Origin of the sequence: Aeromonas sp. MaB10011B (assembly GCF_017939325.1) — a bacterium.
Taxonomy (GTDB): domain Bacteria; phylum Pseudomonadota; class Gammaproteobacteria; order Enterobacterales; family Aeromonadaceae; genus Aeromonas; species Aeromonas caviae.
In genome coordinates this window covers 37,373-54,307 of the sequence record NZ_JAGKRK010000008.1, presented here as the reverse complement: position 1 = coordinate 54,307, position 16,935 = coordinate 37,373, and the positions used below count along the sequence as shown (strand labels likewise).

The 16,935-nt window shown below is 66.3% G+C and carries 14 protein-coding genes; 2 read left to right on the top strand and 12 right to left on the bottom strand.

What is annotated here, in order from left to right; translation table 11 throughout:
* Nucleotides 1–74 precede the first annotated feature (74 nt).
* Complete coding sequence (locus J9893_RS03095) at nucleotides 75–770, bottom strand: DNA/RNA non-specific endonuclease (protein ID WP_246875503.1); 696 nt, start codon at nucleotides 768–770, stop codon at nucleotides 75–77.
* 705 nt (nucleotides 771–1,475) lie between these two features.
* On the opposite strand from J9893_RS03095, the gene J9893_RS03090 reads away from it, so the two are divergent.
* A complete protein-coding gene (locus tag J9893_RS03090) occupies nucleotides 1,476–2,201 on the top strand; it encodes a carbonic anhydrase (RefSeq protein WP_043154286.1) in 726 nt (241 codons plus the stop codon).
* Nucleotides 2,202–2,382: 181 nt separating this feature from the next.
* Here J9893_RS03090 and J9893_RS03085 read toward each other — a convergent pair whose 3' ends face one another.
* The 10 genes from J9893_RS03085 to J9893_RS03040 form a co-directional block, all read right to left on the bottom strand.
* Nucleotides 2,383–3,291: a pseudouridine-5'-phosphate glycosidase gene (locus J9893_RS03085; protein ID WP_143237142.1), complete on the bottom strand. Its 909-nt coding sequence runs from the start codon at nucleotides 3,289–3,291 to the stop codon at nucleotides 2,383–2,385.
* On the bottom strand, nucleotides 3,285–4,376 hold the full coding sequence (locus J9893_RS03080; RefSeq protein WP_109113274.1) for a PfkB family carbohydrate kinase: 1,092 nt from the start codon (nucleotides 4,374–4,376) through the stop codon (nucleotides 3,285–3,287). The genes J9893_RS03085 and J9893_RS03080 overlap by 7 nt, the downstream gene beginning before the upstream one ends.
* Before the next feature lie 144 nt (nucleotides 4,377–4,520).
* On the bottom strand, nucleotides 4,521–4,874 hold the full coding sequence (gene nirD, locus J9893_RS03075; protein ID WP_111896739.1) for a nitrite reductase small subunit NirD: 354 nt from the start codon (nucleotides 4,872–4,874) through the stop codon (nucleotides 4,521–4,523).
* A gap of 47 nt (nucleotides 4,875–4,921) precedes the next feature.
* Entirely contained in the window at nucleotides 4,922–7,504 is a 2,583-nt protein-coding gene (nirB, locus tag J9893_RS03070; protein ID WP_143237140.1) for a nitrite reductase large subunit NirB, read from the bottom strand.
* Nucleotides 7,505–7,530: 26 nt separating this feature from the next.
* Nucleotides 7,531–8,352 (bottom strand): ABC transporter ATP-binding protein, encoded by an 822-nt coding sequence (locus tag J9893_RS03065; protein WP_010675449.1) that lies wholly within the window; start codon nucleotides 8,350–8,352, stop codon nucleotides 7,531–7,533.
* Between the two features lie 31 nt (nucleotides 8,353–8,383).
* Complete coding sequence (locus J9893_RS03060) at nucleotides 8,384–9,343, bottom strand: ABC transporter permease (protein WP_171865679.1); 960 nt, start codon at nucleotides 9,341–9,343, stop codon at nucleotides 8,384–8,386.
* 14 nt (nucleotides 9,344–9,357) lie between these two features.
* Entirely contained in the window at nucleotides 9,358–10,707 is a 1,350-nt protein-coding gene (locus J9893_RS03055) for a CmpA/NrtA family ABC transporter substrate-binding protein (RefSeq protein ID WP_246875502.1), read from the bottom strand.
* Between the two features lie 343 nt (nucleotides 10,708–11,050).
* Complete coding sequence (locus tag J9893_RS03050; RefSeq protein WP_010675452.1) at nucleotides 11,051–11,635, bottom strand: ANTAR domain-containing protein; 585 nt, start codon at nucleotides 11,633–11,635, stop codon at nucleotides 11,051–11,053.
* A gap of 125 nt (nucleotides 11,636–11,760) precedes the next feature.
* Nucleotides 11,761–12,519 (bottom strand): uroporphyrinogen-III C-methyltransferase, encoded by a 759-nt coding sequence (gene cobA, locus J9893_RS03045; RefSeq protein WP_010675453.1) that lies wholly within the window; start codon nucleotides 12,517–12,519, stop codon nucleotides 11,761–11,763.
* Nucleotides 12,520–12,547: 28 nt separating this feature from the next.
* Entirely contained in the window at nucleotides 12,548–15,172 is a 2,625-nt protein-coding gene (locus J9893_RS03040; protein WP_113068896.1) for a nitrate reductase, read from the bottom strand.
* Nucleotides 15,173–15,456: 284 nt separating this feature from the next.
* Between J9893_RS03040 and J9893_RS03035 the strand changes: the two genes are divergently transcribed.
* Nucleotides 15,457–15,960, top strand: coding sequence for an RNA methyltransferase (locus J9893_RS03035; protein WP_109112242.1), 504 nt, complete (start codon nucleotides 15,457–15,459; stop codon nucleotides 15,958–15,960).
* Nucleotides 15,961–16,096: 136 nt separating this feature from the next.
* Here the strand turns inward: J9893_RS03035 and J9893_RS03030 are convergent, their stop codons facing one another.
* The gene (locus tag J9893_RS03030) at nucleotides 16,097–16,840 is read right to left on the bottom strand and encodes a hypothetical protein (RefSeq protein WP_113068897.1); all 744 of its coding nucleotides are present in this window, start codon (nucleotides 16,838–16,840) and stop codon (nucleotides 16,097–16,099) included.
* Between the last annotated feature and the right edge of the window lie 95 nt (nucleotides 16,841–16,935).

The following is a 16,935-nucleotide window of genomic DNA, read 5'->3' as shown; positions in this document are numbered from 1 at the left end:
CCAGGGGCCATGACAATGGCCGGAGGCCGTGTGGGTAACGGGGGCCTGGGCCCCCGTTACCCCTGCCGGACGCGCTAACCGCCCCACATGGCCGACAGCCGCGACTCCATGGCCTCTTCCTGCTCATCCGGCAGCTCGGTGAAGAAGTCGAGTCCGGTCTGCTCCTCCACCTCATCCACCGTCACCACATAGTCCGCCAGCCGACTGGCCGAGACGTTCTCTTGCGACAGGATGAAGGCGATGGCCCGCTTGCCCGCCAGATCCATCACCACCCGGTAGTAGGCGTGGGGCACGGTCACGCCGTTGCCGATGGCGCCATCGGAGTGGGTGAAGATGGGGCCGGTGATCACCTGCACGCTCTTGTAGGTGATGGCCCACTGCCGGGTCTTCTCCTCCAGGATGCGCCAGGCCCCCTGGTTGAGCGCCGGCAGTTGCGGGGTCATGTTGGTCAGCAGGAAGCTCTGCTTCATGGTGTTGGCGGTGGAGCGCATGTCCGCCGCCGGCGCCTGGTGGCCGCGGTCATAGCCCGAGCCCTTGTAGTCCGACAGGGTGGCGCGAAACTGCACCGGCACCTCCTTGTCCTCGGCGAAGGCATCCTTGCGCGGCACCTGGCCCTGGGCGCTGGCGGCCGTCATCCGGTAAGAGACCCAGTCAGAGACCTTGGTGTCGTAGTTGTACCCGGCGGCATAGCCCTCCCGGCACAACAGCTGACTGGATTGACCGGGTACCCCCTGGGTGACGTGCTCCCCGCACTGGAATCCCGCCGCCAGGCTCGGGAAAGTGGTGAGAGTGAATCAGATAGCCAGAACTAATTTATTGATATTATTCATTATTATGCCACTCCTTGTGTTAGGCGGAGTGATTTGACACCAGGTCGGATGAGTAAGGCAATCGCACAAATAGCGAGCAATCCGGAAATGTGAAGAGGACGGCAAAACCGCAAACAAGGCGCCGCCAACCGGGGGATTGTCATCCCGCCGTCACTGTGCTGAGGGGGGAATTTCTCCAGCACGATCAGAGGGATAAGGGGTCAACACCGAGGTACTCTGTCAGCACAGCGCCCGGCTCCCGCCACGCACGCCCCTGGCCGGGTCAGGGAATATCGAAAAAATCCCAACGAAATAAGGGATCCTCAAGCCCGATAATTAGTCCGCGCTTGTTTGCTCGAGATCAAACGGAGCCATGAAAAGCCCTCTAGAATCAGCCCGTCATCTATTTGGGGCGCCATGAAAGGGGGCCGTTCATGGCGAAAATGCCCGCAGGATTTCTCCTTCATGAATAAGCGTGCCCCGTTGCCGGAATACATCATGGCGCCGCCTCATGCCACGCTTCAAATAACGATGACGACAGACCTTTCATAACAATTAATCCGGTCTGGCACCGTGTACCCTGCGTTTCCAACGATGCCATTGATGAGGCCTTCCTGCCGGAAGGCCAGGAATGGCCGTGCTTTTCAATCAGGATAAGGATGCATGATGAAAAAGTCCCTGCTGGCTGGCGCCCTGCTGCTCTGCCCTGCCGCCTTTGCCGCCACCACACACTGGGAATACAGCGGCGAGGCCGGCCCGGCGAAATGGGCCAGCCTGACCCCGGAATATGGCCAGTGTGCCGGCAGCAACCAGTCGCCGGTCAACCTCTCGGGTCTGGTGAAGGCCGATCTGGCCCCCCTGCAGTTCCACTATCAGGCGGGTGGCAAGACGCTGGTCAACAACGGCCACACGGTGCAGGTCAACTATGTCCCCGGCAGCACCCTTGAGCTCGACGGCATGCACTTCGAGCTCAAGCAGTTCCACTTCCACGCCCCCAGCGAAAACCTCATCGAAGGCAGGTCCTACCCCCTGGAGGGTCACCTGGTCCATGCCAATGACAAGGGGGAGCTGGCGGTGGTCGCCGTGATGTTCGAGCCGGGCCAGGCCAATGGGGCCCTGAGCCAGGCCTGGCAGGTGTTGCCAGCCAAGGCGGGGGAGATCCATGCCTTCAAGGAACCCATCTCGGCAGAGCAACTGCTGCCCGCCCAGCACGACTACTACCGCTTCAGCGGGTCCCTGACCACCCCACCCTGCTCGGAAGGAGTGCGCTGGCTGGTGATGAAGGAGCCGGTCCAAGCCAGCCAGGCCCAGATCGATGCCTTCAAGGCGGTGATGCACCACCCCAACAACCGCCCCGTCCAACCTCTCAACGGGCGACTGGTGCTGGAATAAGGGGGTTATCTCACCGATTCGCGCAATAAAAAGAGGGCCTGTTGGCCCTCTTTTGCATCTTTCGCAAAGGTGTTTACAGGCTGGCGGCAATCTTTGCCCCCAGAGCAGTGCTGTTCAGCACCCGCTGGCTATTAACTGCCAGGGAGTTGCCACCGGTCAGCTCGCACACCCGGACGACCGATCACAGGCTGGCAGCGATGCGCGCCCCCAGCGCGGCGTTGTTCAGCACCAACTGGATATTGGCCGCCAGGGAGTTGCCACCGGTCAGCTCGCACACCCGGGCCAGCAGGAAGGGGGTGGACTCCTTGCCCTTGACCCCCTGCTCGTCCGCCTCACGCAGTGCCTGGGCAATGGCGGCGTCGATGTCGGCCTTGGGCATGGCAAACTGGGTCGGGATCGGGTTGGCCACCACGGCGCCCCCGGCCAGCCCCAGCTCCCACTTCAGACGCAGCGCCTGCGCGATCGCCGCCGGGCTCTCCAGGCGGTAATCCACCTTGAAGCCGCTCTCCCGGGTGTAGAAGGCGGGCAGCTCCTCGGTCTGGTAGCCGATCACCGGCACCCCCTGGGTCTCCAGGTACTCCAGGGTCAGACCGATGTCGAGGATCGACTTGGCGCCGGCGCAGACCACGGCCACCGGGGTCTGGGCAAATTCCTGCAGGTCAGCGGAGATGTCGAAGGTCTCCTGGGCGCCGCGATGCACGCCGCCGATGCCGCCGGTGGCGAACACCCGGATCCCGGCCATGGCGGCCACTATCATGGTGGAGGCTACCGTGGTCGCCCCCAGCCCCTTGTTGGCCAGCACGAAGGGGATGTCGCGACGGCTGCACTTGGTGGCGGCGTGCCCGGCACGGCCCAGCGCCTCCAGGGCCCCCGCATCCAGACCCACCTTGAGGCGGCCATCGATGATGGCGATGGTGGCCGGCACGGCGCCGTTGTCCCGCACCACCTGCTCCACCTGGCGCGCCGTCTCCACGTTCTGGGGATAGGGCATGCCGTGGGAGATGATGGTGGACTCCAGGGCCACCACCGGCTTGCCGGCGGCCAGCGCGGCGGCAACTTCAGGTTGGATATCGAGGTAAGCGTTCAACATGGGTACTCCTCCAGCATGCGTTCAACGGCGGCCTTGGATAGGCCGGAAAAGACGGTATCGGAACAATTGACGGTGAGGGCGGCGCAACCGAGGGCGAACCGGGTTGTCTCCATGATGCCCTGCTCCTGCAACCAGGCGTGGGCCAGCCCTGCCATGAAGGCATCGCCGCCGCCGGTCACGTTGACGACCGGGCTGCCGAGCACGGGCAGATGGCCCTGGCAGGCCCCGTCGCTATAGAAGATCCCCTGATCGCCGAGGCTCAGGAAGAGCCGCTGCACCCCGGCGCGGTGGAACCAGGCCGCCGCCATGGGCCAGGTGTCGGGGCCGCCGATGGTGAAGCCGCACAGCTGCTCCGCCTCGGTGCGATTGGGTTTGAGGGTGTGGATGCGGTGCAGCCAGGGGCGGATCTTCTCCACCTTGGCCACCGACACGGTGTCCACGAAGATGATGTGCTCCCCCTGGCGCTCGAACAGCCAGTCCAGGGTGTGGGTGGCGAGGTTGGTGTCGAGCACCCAGAGCCGGGCCGCGCCAAGAAAACCGCTCAGGGGGGTGAGCCGGGCCGGGGTGAGCTGCTCGATGATCCCCATGTCGTTGACGGCGCAGCTCATCTCGCCGCTGCCATCGTGCAGGCTGAGGTAGCAGGAGGTCGATTGACCCTCCAGTACCAGCACCTGGCGCACGTCGACCCCGGCGCGCTGGCTCACCTCCAGCAGGTGGTGGCCGTATTGATCGTTGCCCACCGCAGTCAGCAGCCGGGTGTCGGTGCCAAGGCGCGCCAGGTTCTCGGCGATGTTGCGCCCTACCCCGCCGGCGGAGGTGCGCACCCGGCCCGGGTTGGAATCCCCGATGCGCAGGTTGTCGTGGCTGCTGCCACAGATATCCATGTTGGCGCCGCCTATCACCACGGCGTAGGGGCCTTCGCGCAGCACATAGCCGCGCCCCTGCACATAGCCCTGGCGCATCAGGCTGGAGATGTGGCTCGCCAGCGCGGAGCGGCTGATGCCGAGCCTGTCCGCCAGCTCCTGCTGGGCAATCATGGGATCCTGGCGCAGCAGGGCGAGGATCTCTTGCTCACGTTCCGTCATAGACAAACATCCAGTTACAAACGTTTGTCCATTATTTTCGAAAAACGTTTTCCCGCCATCCTCTCGTACAAGAAATGTCGGGTCGCGCACAAAAAATCACCGGGCAGTGCCCGGCGATCACAACATGGTTTTCAGATGGGACACTCACCCCAGCTGTACCCAGACCTCGCTCCCCTCCAGCCGCACCGGCCAGCAGGCGACGCTCAGGGCAGGATCGTCCAGACAGCGACCGTCCATCAGGGCGTAGCGCTGCTTGTACAGCGGCGAGGCGACCACGGGCTCCCCACCGGCATCCCCCACCAGGCCACGCCCGAGCACGGCGACGCCGGCCAGGGGGTCCACCCCGTCCAGGGCATAGACATGCTCCCCGAGGCGAAACAGCGCCAGTACCCGCCCCTCCAGCCAGGCGCTGCGCCCGGCCTGCTCCGGCAGCGCCGCCAGCTCGCACACCCGGTGCCACTGCCCGGAGAGCTGTGCATCGTCCTTGTCATCCTTCATACCACCTCCTTGATACTGATGGCGGGCGTGCAACCCGCTGCCCCCGCTCATACCACCTCCTTGATAGCGATATCCGGCACCCATTGCCCCCGCTCCTCACGGCGCGGCGGCGTCTCGTCCTCGGGCCGGTTGACGAAGGCCTCGAACAGCTTGAGCTTGTCCGGATCCGCCAATGTGCTCTTCCACTCGCACTGCCAGGTGCCGACTATCCCCTCCATCATGGCCTCCAGCTCGGCACCGATGCCGAGCCTGTCCTCGATGATCACCGACCTGAGATAGTCGAGCCCCCCTTCCATGTTCTCCATCCAGACCGAGGTACGTTGCAGCCTGTCCCCGGTGCGCACATAGAACATCAGCAGCCGGTCGATGTAGCGGATCAGGGTCTGCTCGTCGAGATCCGTGGCAAAGAGGTCCGCGTGGCGCGGCCGCATGCCGCCGTTGCCACACACATAGAGGTTCCAGCCCCGCTCGGTGGCGATGACGCCTATGTCCTTGCTCTGGGCCTCGGCGCACTCCCGGGTGCAGCCTGAGACCGCAAACTTCAACTTGTGTGGTGCCCGCAGCCCCTTGTAGCGGTGTTCCAGGGTCTGGGTCAGGGTCATGGAGTCCTGCACCCCGTAACGACACCAGGTGGAACCCACGCAGGACTTCACGGTGCGCACCGACTTGCCGTAGGCCTGACCGGTCTCAAAGCCCGCTGCCACCAGCTCGCCCCAGATGGCGGGCAGCTGGTCGACCCGGGCGCCGAAGAGATCGATGCGCTGTCCGCCGGTGATCTTGGTGTAGAGGCCGTACTTGCGCGCCACCTCCCCTATGGTGATGAGCCCCTCCGGGGTGATCTCCCCCCCCGGGATGCGCGGCACCACCGAATAGGTGCCGTCCTTTTGCAGGTTCGCAAGGAAGGCGTCGTTGGTATCCTGCAACGCGCGGTGGGGCTTCTCCAGCACGTGCTCGTTCCAAAGGGACGCCAGGATGGAGGCCACCGTCGGCTTGCAGATGTCGCACCCCAACCCCTGGCCGTGCTTGTCCCGCAGCGCCTCGAAGCTCTTCAGCTCGCCCACCCGGGCCAGGTGATAGAGCTCCTGACGGCCGTAGGCGAAGTGCTCGCACAACCCCTTGTCCGCCTCGACGCCAAGGTCCGCCAGGGTCTGATCCACCACCTGCTTGAGCAGGTTGCTGCAACCGCCGCAACCCGTGCCGGCCTTGGTACAGCTCTTCACCGCCGACAGCTCGTGATTGCCCGCCCGAACGGCGGCCACCACGTCCCCCTTGCTCACGTTGTGGCAGGAGCAGAGGATGGCGCTGTCCGGCAGCACCAGGGGCGCGGGAGCGGCCCCGACCTCCCCCACCAGCAGGGAGAGCGGCGGCTGGGGCAGCGCCACCCCGTTCTGGTAGTACTGCAGCAGCCGCTCGTAATCGGCCCCGTCCCCCACCAGGATGGCGCCGAGCAGGCGATTGCCCTCGCCGTCGGTCACCAGCTTCTTGTAGATGCCGTTGGCCCTGTCCAGCAGCAGCAACTCCTGGGCGCCGGCGGTGCTGGCGTGGGCATCGCCGATGGAGCCCACGTCCACCCCCATCAGCTTGAGCTTGGTGGACATGTCGGCCCCGATAAAGCGGGTCTCGCCGCCACACAGGCTGGCCACGGCGGCCCGGGCCATCTGGTAGCCGGGAGCCACCAGGCCGAAGATGCGCCCCTGCCAGAGCGCGCACTCGCCGATGGCGAGGATGGCGGGATCCGAACTGTGGCAGCCGTCGTCGATGCAGATGCCGCCGCGCTCCCCGACCTCTAGCCCGGATTGCCGGGCCAGGGTATCGGCGGGGCGGATCCCCGCCGAGAACAGCAGCACGTCGGTCTCAATGTGAGTGCCGTCCTTGAAACGCAGGCGATGACGGGCCTGCTCCCCCTGCTCGATGCACTCGGTGGCCTTCTCCACCAGCACCTCGACCCCGAGGGCCTGGATCTTGTCGCGCAGCACGGCGCCGCCGCTCTCGTCGAGCTGCACCGGCATCAGTCTGGGGGCGAACTCCACCACCTGGGTCTTGAGCCCGAGCAGGCGCAGGGCGTTGGCCGCCTCCAGCCCCAGCAGGCCGCCACCGATGACCACGCCGCTGCGGGCCTGGGCGCAGGCATCGCGGATAGCGGCAAGATCTCCCAGGGTGCGATAGACGAAGCAGCCCTCTCGCTGATGGCCGGGGATGGGGGGCACGAAGGGCACGGAGCCGGTCGCCAGCACCAGACGGTCGTAAGGGAACTGCTCGCCGTTGGCCAGCGTCAGGGTGCGGGCCGCCCGGTCGAGCACCTCCACCTCGGCCCCCAGCCGCAGCGCAATGCCGCTCTCCTCATACCAGGCGGGATCCGCCATGCGCAGGGCCTGGGGCGCCTTGCCGCCGAATACCTCGGAGAGGTGCACCCTGTCGTAGGCGGCGTCAGGCTCGGCGCCAAATACCGTCACCTCGAACCGGCTCAGGCCACCGGCCGCCACCAGCTGCTCGACGAAGTGGTGACCCACCATGCCGTTGCCCACCACCAGCAGCCGTTGCTTGTCGGCCGTGTCGGCGGAACCACTGTTCTGGCGACCGAGCAGGCCCATGCCGCCCCCTGTCACCCACTGTTGCTCTTTGTCAGTCATGTCTCTCTTCCTTGAATCCGGCGGGCTCAGGCGCGCAGCTTGCTGCGCACCTGCCCGGCTGCCTTGAGGGGGGTCACCTTGCGTTGCTTCTCGTAGAGGAAGCGCAGCACCTGCTGGCGCAGCTTGTGGTAGTGGGGATCGTCCGCCAGGGCGACCCTGTCTCTGGGCCTTGGCAGGTCCACGGTCAGGATCTCCCCGACGGTAGCGCTGGGGCCATTGGTCATCATGACGATGCGATCGGAGAGCAGCACCGCCTCGTCCACGTCGTGGGTGATCATGATGACGGTGTTGCCAAGCTCCGCCTGGATCGCCATCAGCGCGTCCTGCAGATGGGCCCGGGTCAGGGCATCGAGGGCGCCGAACGGCTCGTCCATCAGCAGCACCTTGGGGGAGAGCGAGAGGGCGCGGGCGATGCCGACCCGCTGCTTCATCCCCCCCGACAGCTCGTGGGGCATCTTCTGGCTGGCGTGATCCATCTGCACCAGGGAGAGGTAGTAGTCCACCCGCTCCGCCACCGCCCGCTTGTCAGACTCCACCTGGGCCACCGCCAGCGCCACGTTCTGCTGGACGCTGAGCCAGGGCAGCAGGGCGTGGTTCTGGAACACCATGGCCCGCTCGGGCCCCGGGCCCGCCACCTCGCGACCATCGAGAATGATGCCCCCCAGGGTCGGCTCCAGCAGCCCGGCCACCAGGTTGAGCACCGTGCTCTTGCCGCAGCCCGAGTGACCGATGAGGGAGACGAACTCCCCCTTCTCGATGCGCAGGTTGACCCGGCTCAAGGCCTCGAAGCTGCCCTGCTCCGTCTCGAACGAGATGCCGACGTCGCTTATCTCCAGATAACTCTTCATTGGCTCTTCTCCTGCCTGAATAGAAATGTGATTAACGCAGCACCTGGCGCTTGTCCCAGGACAACCACTGCTGCAGGGCCAGCATGCCCCTGTCCAGGGCGCAGCCGATGAGGCCTATGGTGATCACCGCCACCATGATGCGGGCCAGAGACGCAGAGCCGCCGCTCTGGAACTCGTCCCACACGAACTTGCCGAGCCCCGGGTTCTGGGCCAGCATCTCCGCCGCGATCAGCACCATCCAGGCCACCCCCAGGGAGAGCCGCAGCCCGGTGAAGATCATGGGCAGGGCCCCGGGCAGCACGATGCGCCGCACGTGGGTCACAAAAGAGAGGCGCAGCACTCGGCTGACGTTGTGCAGATCCCCATCCAGCCCCGCCACCCCCACCGCCGTGTTGATCAGGGTCGGCCAGAGGGAGCAGAGGGTCACCGTCAGGGCCGAGGTGAGGAAGGACTTGGCAAGCCAGGGGGCAGGATTGGCGTAGAGGGCGCTCACCACCAGGGTGATGAGGGGCAGCCAGGCCAGGGGGGAGACCGGCTTGAGCAGCTGGATCACCGGGTTGGCTGCGCGATAGAGCCCCTGATTCATGCCGAGCAGCACCCCGCACGGAATGGCGATCAGGGTCGCCAGCGCGAAGCCGCACAGCACGGTGAGCAGGCTGGTGGCTATCTGATCGAAGAAGGTGGGGCGCCCTGTGTAGGGGCGCAGCTTCACCTCGGCCGCCGGATCCTCCGCCAGCCTTGCCGCATTGCGCACCTGCTGGCGTTCGAGGAAGGCCGCCGCCTTCTCCCGCTCCTGCAGATGCTCCTGCCCGAGGGACCAGAGCTGGCTGGCGGTGGCGAGCGGCCCCGGCAGGGTGCCCAGACTGGTCTGCACCTGGCTCGCCCCCCACTGCCAGAGGCCGAGGAAGAGCAGCACGCCGAGCAGGGGCTGCACCATGATTTTCCAGTTGATGGCTTTTAAATGGATGAGGGGCCATGTGTGTCGTTTCATCGGGATCTCCTTGCTCATTGCACCCGCTCATCGCCCTTGAGGCCGATGGCGAACTGTTGCAGGTAGGCGTTGGGGTGGCGGCCGTCGTAGATGAGGCCGTCGATGAAGCCATCCTGGGGGCCGCGATAGCCCTGCTCGCTGGCAAAGTCCGGGAAGTCACTGGCCTTGAGCTTGCCCTCGGCGATGAGGGCCTCGGCGGCCTGGCGATAGACATCCGGTTGATAGACGGCCTTGGCCACCTGCTCGAACCAGGCGTCCGGTCTGGCTTCGGGGATCTGGCCCCAGCGCCGCATCTGGGTCAGGTACCAGATGGCGTCGGAGTAGTAGGGATAGGTGGCGTGGTGGCGGAAGAAGACGTTGAAATCCGGCACCTGACGCTTGTCTCCCCTGGCGTACTCGAAGGTGCCCGTCATGGAGTTCGCGATCACCTGCTCGTCCGCCCCCACGTACTCGGGTTTGGCCAGCAGCTTGGCCGCCGCGCGCCGGTTGCCGTTGTCGTCTGCATCCAGCCACCAGGCCGCCCGCAGCAGCGCCTTCACCAGCCGCACATGGGTGTTGGGGTGACGCTCGGCCCACTGCCGGGTGACGCCGAACACCTTCTCCGGGTTGTTGCGCCAGATCTCGTTATCCGTGATGACGGGCACCCCTATGCCCCTGGCGACCGCCTGCTGGTTCCAGGGCTCACCCACGCTGTAGCCGGCGATAGTGCCCGCCTCCAGGGTGGCGGGCATCTGGGGCGGCGGTGTCACCGACAGCAGCACGTCCGCCTGGCGCTGGCCCGAGTTGTCCCCAAGCTTGGGCGCATAGAAACCGGGGTGCAGGCCGCCTGCCGCCAGCCAGTACCTCAGCTCGTAGTTGTGGGGGGAGACGGGGAAGACCATCCCCATGTTGAAGGGCTTGCCCTCCTGACGATATTCCGCCACCACGGGCTTGAGGGCGGCGGCGCTCACCGGGGGTGGCACCTGGCCCGCCTGCGGCCTGGGCAACTGGGGCGCCATGGCAGCCCAGACGCTGTTGGCCACCGTGATGGCGTTGCCGTTGAGATCCATGGCGAACGCCGTCACCAGCTCGGCCTGGGTGCCGATGCCGATGTGGGCCGCCAGGGGCTGGCCCGCCAGCATCTGGGCACCGTCCAGCTCGCCGTCTATCACCCGATCCAGCAGGATCTTCCAGTTCGCCTGGGCTTCGAGGGTGACGTAGAGTCCCTCATCCTCGAAATAGCCCCGCTCGTAGGCCACCGCCAGCGGCGCCATGTCGGTCAGCTTGATGAAGCCGAGCCTGAGCTCCTCCTGCTCCGGGGCTCCCAGTGCCAGCACCGGCAGCGCCGCCAGCAGCAGCCCCGCACATCCTTGTCGTCCGTTCATTGCATCTCCTCCCTCGGTTCCGGGTCAGGGCCATGGCGCCAGGCTGCCTGGAATCGCAGTGCCACCTCGTTGCAGCGCTGCGACCCAAGGTGCGTCGCGACCAAAAAAAGCCCCGCCGATCCGGGATCGGCGGGGCTTCTTTGCCCTGTTGCGGGTGAGTGACCTGACCGGCCCCTCACTGCGCATCATTACTTCATTGCTATCGTGTTTTTGTTATTCACTTTCCGTGCCAGCTCGTCCAGGGTGCATCAGGCGGCCCTTTGCGGCCTGTGGAGCCCTGATCCTCCCTCAAATTTGCCTCAATTAGGCGCAGTTGCACCAAAACGGTTGGCCACGGGAGCGCTCAGGCGGGCAAAGCCTGCAGCAGTTGCCGCGCCAGCTCACCCAGGCTCAGGTGACGGCTCATGGCGGTGCTGCGCATCAGGCGATAGGCCTCGTCCTCGTCCAGCCCCTGATGGCGCATCAGGCGTCCCTTGGCCTGCTCGATGAGCCGCCTATCCTCCAGCTTCTGGCGCAGCTCGCTCTCGGTCTGCATCAGGGCCTGCACCATGGCGAGCTGACTGCGGGCCAGACGCAGCCACTGCTCCACCGGCTCACGCTCGCCGCAAGGGTGGGGCACCAGCAACACCCCCTGCTGCAACAGGGCGAGCTGGGTATCGCCCCCCAGCCGCTCGCAGAACAAGAGGCGCGGCATGTCGGGCCAAAGGGAGAGGCCAAGGCGTACCTCGGCGCTGAACTGGCGGCAACTGACGAGCAGGGCATCCCCCCTCTGCGTCGGCGTCAGCAACTGGCGGGTATCGAGGATCCCGGGCTGATGGCCGTAGTGACTGACCAGCAGGGCCAGGCGGTTCGCCTGGCCCGGGTCATCGGCGTGGATCAACAGCCGGGAAGCGGGGCCGTCCTGGCCCCGGGTGGAAAAAGTGGTCATGGCGCTCCTTGTCGGCGACGATCGCGTTCTGTCTGGCGAAAATGCCGCAACATGAAGGCCAACTCTTTGAATCTACCTCCTTTTTATCTATCAGGAGGTAGTGGGGGTAGAGGGACAATCGCCCCTCAGGCGACCCGTTCCAGGGCCTCCGTCAGCAGCCCCTGCAGCTCGGCGCGCAGCCGCACCACCTCCCCCATGATGATCAGCACCGGGCTCTGGCCCAGCAGGGCACGGGCGGCCTGCTCCAGGCCATCGAGCGTGGCCTCGTGCACCTGCTGGCGGGGGCTGCAGCCAGCCACCACCAGGGCCACCGGCAGCGCGCCCGGGGCCCCCGCCCTCAACATCCCTTCCCGAATGCGGGCCGCCCGCTCCAGCCCCATGTAGAACACCAGGGTGTGGCCCGCCCGGGTCAGCCCCTGCCAGCCCTGATAGTCGCGCTCGTCCATCAGGTGCCCCGTCACCAGGGTCAGGGAGCGGGCCAGCCCCCTGTGGGTCAGGGGAATGAAGCTGCTGGCGGCGCAGCCCAGGGCCGCCGTGATCCCCGGCACCAGCTCGGCCTCGATGCCGTGCCGGGCCAGGTGCAGCGCCTCCTCGCCACCGCGCCCGAACACCAGGGGATCCCCTCCCTTGAGGCGCACCACCCGCTTGCCCGTGCGGGCCAGGGCCAGCAGCAGGGCGTTGATCTCCTCCTGGGTCGGGCTCGGCTCACCGCAGCGCTTGCCCACGTCGAAGCGGGCCGCCCCGTGGGGAATGCGGGCCAGGATCTCGCTCCCCACCAGGCGGTCATAGACCACGACCTCTGCCGCCTCCAGACGGTGCAGGGCGCGCAGGGTCAACAATTCGAGGGGCCCGGGGCCCGCTCCCACCAGACTGATTTGGCTCATCTCAGGCTCCTTGTGTCCTGGCACCGCACTAAGCGGATGCCAGGAAAACATGTTTGATCAACAGCTTGTCGATTTCGGGCAGACAGGTGCCGCAGTTGCTGCCACAGCCGAGCAGGGCCTGCAGCCCCGCCAACTCGCTCACCCCCTGCCGGGTGATAGCATCGACGATGCGCTGCTCCGAGACCCGCAGGCAGGAGCAGACCAGCCGGCTCTCCCCGGCCAGGGCCTGGCTCAGGGTCTGGCTCAGGGCCCCCGCCTGGAGCGGCGTGCCGAGCAGACTGGCCAGCAGGTCGACCTTGATGTCCGGGCGCCGCCCCCCCACCAGCAAGATGCCCTCGATGCGATCCCCTGCCAGGGCCACGGCCAGCCACCCCTCCTTCATGGGCAGCCTGAGCCAGTGCCCCTCGGCCCCCAGCCGTTGCCACAGGCTCTCTGTGCTCTCTGACCAGGAGGCCAGCAGGGTGCAGTTACCCTCGGGCAGGGGGCGCCTGGCCCACCAGTCCACCGGCTCGCGCCACTCACCCCGGCCACACCAGAGCCCTTGCCAGCGGGTGAGCTGCGCCCTGGCCTGCACCCGCCCCTGTTTGAACATCGGCTGGCCGGAAAGGGGATCCACCACGGGGGCGATGAGGCGGTTGACCGCCCCCTGGCTGCACTGGCTGTCGGTCCAGTGCATGGGCAGAAAGGCCTCCCCCTCCCTGAGCCCCTCATCCAGCCCCACCAGCAGCAGCGCCTCCCCGAGCCCGTTGCAAAGGCGCACCATATCCCCCTCCTTCACGCCAAGCGCCAGCAGGCTGGCGGCCCCCATTCGCACCCTGGGCCAGGGCTCGGCCTCCTGCAACCGGGGCACGTGGCCGGTGCGGGTCATGGTGTGCCACTGATCCCGCAGGCGGCCACTGTTGAGGAGCAGGGAGACAGCCCCTGCAAGCGGGAGCGTTTCTGGCTGCTCGGGGAAGCGCTGGGCCAGGGCCAGCAGGCGGGCCCGGCCATCCGGGGTGGCAAAGCGCCCATCCTCGAACAGGCGGGCCCTCCCCTGGGGCCAGTCAGCGTTGACGGGCCAGCGCAGGGGAGAAAGGGCCTCGAATTCGGCACGGGTGAGACCCGCCAGCCCGGAGATGTCGAACTGGCGGGATCCGTCGTTCTCAAACCCGGAGAGGGCGGCATGCTCGCAGAAGATCTCGTGCTCGTGCTCATATGCGAACCCCTCGCCAAAGCCGAGCCGACGGGCGAGCCGGGTCAGGGCCCACCAGTCGGGCCTGGCCTCCCCCGGCAGGGGCAGGAAGGCGCGCTGGCGGCTGATGGTGCGCTCGGAGTTGGTGACGGTCCCGCTCTTCTCTCCCCAGGCGGCGGCAGGCAACAGCAGGTGGGCGAGGCGCGCCGTGTCGGTGTTGGCGGTCACCTCGGAGACCACCAGCAGCTCGCAGCGGCTCAGGGCCTCGCGCACCCGGTTGCCGTCCGGCAGGGAGACGGCCGGGTTGGTGCCGAGCACCCAGAGCGCGCGGATCTCCCCCCGGTGCACCGCCTCGAACAGCTCGACGGCCTTGTGCCCCGGCCCGCGCACCATGGTCGGACTTCCCCAGAAGCGCTGTACCCGATCGCACTCGGCCTCGCCAAAGCCCATGTGGGCGGCGAGCTGGGTTGCAAGCCCCCCCACCTCGCGCCCGCCCATGGCGTTGGGTTGCCCCGTCATGGAGAAGGGAGCCGCCCCCGGCTTGCCGATGCGACCGCACATCAGGTGGGCGTTGATGATGGCGTTGGCCTTGTCCACCCCCTGGTTGGACTGGTTGATCCCCTGGCAGAACAGGGTGACGGTCTTGGGGGTACGGGCAAAGAGCTGGTAGAAACCGATCAGATCGCTGCGGGAGAGGCCGCAGCTGCGGGCCACCTCGTCCAACTGCCAGGCCGGATCGTCCAGCGCCGCCGCCAACGCCTCGAAGCCGCTCACGTGCTGCGCCACATAGGCCTTGTCCCAGCCATCGACATCGAGCAGGTAACGGCACAGGCCGTTCCAGAGCGTCACGTCGCTGCCGGGTTTGAGCGCCAGGTGCAGATCCCCCTGCTCCGCCGTCATGGTGCGGCGGGGATCCAGCACCACCAGCTTGAGCTCGGGGCGCCGCGCCCTGGCCTGCTGCAGGCGGCGAAACAGCACGGGATGGGTCCAGGCGGTGTTGGCACCGGTGAGCACCACCAGATCGGCGAGCTCGAGATCCTCGTAGCAGGCGGGCACCAGATCCTCCCCGAAGGCGCGCTGGTGGGCCACCACCGCCGACGACATGCAGAGCCGGGAGTTGGTGTCCACGTTGGCGCTGCCCAGATACCCCTTCATCAGCTTGTTGGCGACGTAGTAATCCTCGGTGGTGAGCTGGCCCGACAGATAGATGCCGATGGCATCCGGCCCGGACTCGGCCAGGATGGCGGCAAAACGCTCCGCCAGGGTGTCCAGGGCCTCCTCCCAGCCGATGCGCTGCCCCATCCAGCGCGGATAGAGCAGGCGGTCGGGAAAGGCCAGGCTCTCCAGCAGGCTGGCCCCCTTGACGCACAGGGCGCCGCCGTTGGCCGGATGCTGCTCATCCCCCTGCAACTGCCAGTTGTCACCCTCCCGGCTCAGCCGGATGCCGCACCCCACTCCGCAATAGGCACAGGTGGTCTTCATTCCCTTGCTCCTTGTCATGTGTCTGACGAGGGGCCCATAAAAAAAGCGTCCGCCCCCCTGCGGGGACGGACGCCTTTGTCCGGATGCCTCATCGTCTTGTATGGGGAAGTGACTGCAAACCCCGCGCCAGGATGCAAGGGGCGCCGCCATTGCGCATCAGGGTGTCTGGCTGCGCCGCCACGGTGCAGCCGCCCCCTTGTTGGGCCCGCCTTGCGGGAATCCGCCCCGCACGCTGGGCAAGGGGCCCACCGGGGGTATAATGCGCCGCCACACAGGAGAGAGAGATGAAAGTGTCAGATGAAGGCGCTGCCGGGCAGCACCGGGCAGATGCCCGGGAGAGAGGGCGCTATTGCGCCATCGGGCTGGTCAATCCCAAATCCCCGGAGAACGTGGGTGCCGTGATGCGGGCCGCCGGCTGCTACGGGGCGGACGAGGTCTACTACACGGGGCAGCGCTTCGAGCTGGCACGCCGTTTTGTCACCGACACCAAGCAGATGGTGGAGAAGATCCCCCTGCTCGGGGTCGAGGAGCTGCTGGACTTCGTGCCCGAGGGCTGCACCCCAGTGCTGGTGGATTTGATCGAGGGGGCCACGCCCCTGCCGGATTACGTGCACCCCGAGAGAGCCTTCTACATCTTCGGCCCGGAGGATGGCACCCTGGAACCCGCCCGCTTCGCGGCGGTGAAGGAGGTCATCTATGTGCCGACTCAGGGTTGCATGAACCTGGCCGCCTCGGTCAACGTCATCCTCTATGACCGGTTGGCCAAGACGCTCAGAGCCAAAGGCTGAGGCAGGACAAGACGTTATCTATGTGGCCAGACCGACAGGCTGCATGCACCTCACCGCCTCGGTCAACGTCATCCTTTATGACCGGTTGGGCTGAGGCAGGACAAGAGGGGCCCGATGACGGCATCAGGCCCGACAGCTAGGGCTGTGGCTTGTTCGCCCGCACCACCTGCTCCCTGAGAAAGTCCTGGTAGTAGTCGTAGAGCTTGTTCTGCCGATAGATCTCCGCCAGCTTGCCCTGCCTTATCAGGGTGCGCATGCCGGGATCCCAGAGCCCGTGCAACTGCCTGCCCTTCGGGGTATCGGCGAAGATGGGGTAGGTCGGGATCCAGCGCAGGAATACCTGTACCAGCTCGGGGGGAAGGGAGCCTTCGGGGTAGAGGGCGCCGTCGGTCAGGTAGTAGCGGTAACGCCCCTTGATCAGCAATTGCAGCGCCATCTCGTGGCTGTCTATCTCGAACCAGCGCATCGGCTCCGGGATGAACTTGTCAAAGGCCCACCCCCTCAGCCAGAGCACCTCCTGCTCCTTGAGGCTGTGCTCCCCTGCCCAGTGCGGCAGCCAGCGCTTTTGCATCACCACGCTCACGTAGTCCGCCGAGTAGGGGTAGTCGGGCTGATGGACCCCGGGCACCTCTCCCCGATAGACCCCCATCGCCATGTCCCCCTCCTTTTGCGACACCACCGCCAGTGCCCGTTTGTAAGGCACCATGTGAAGCTTCACCTCGTGCCCCAGGGGTTCATAGATGGCTCGAACCACATCCAGATAGACCCCCTTGCCGTCCCGGTGACAGAAGCCGGGCCAGTCGTCGCAATAGACGTGTATGGTGTCTGCCCGCACGAACGAGGTGATCAGCAGGCAACAGAACAGAAAAAGACGAACCATGATTATCCTCAGTGATATGGCACTCGGCAGATGCTCACCGCCGGACGGCCCGTTCAGGCATACAGATAGCATAGAAAAACAGAGTCCCGGCCGAC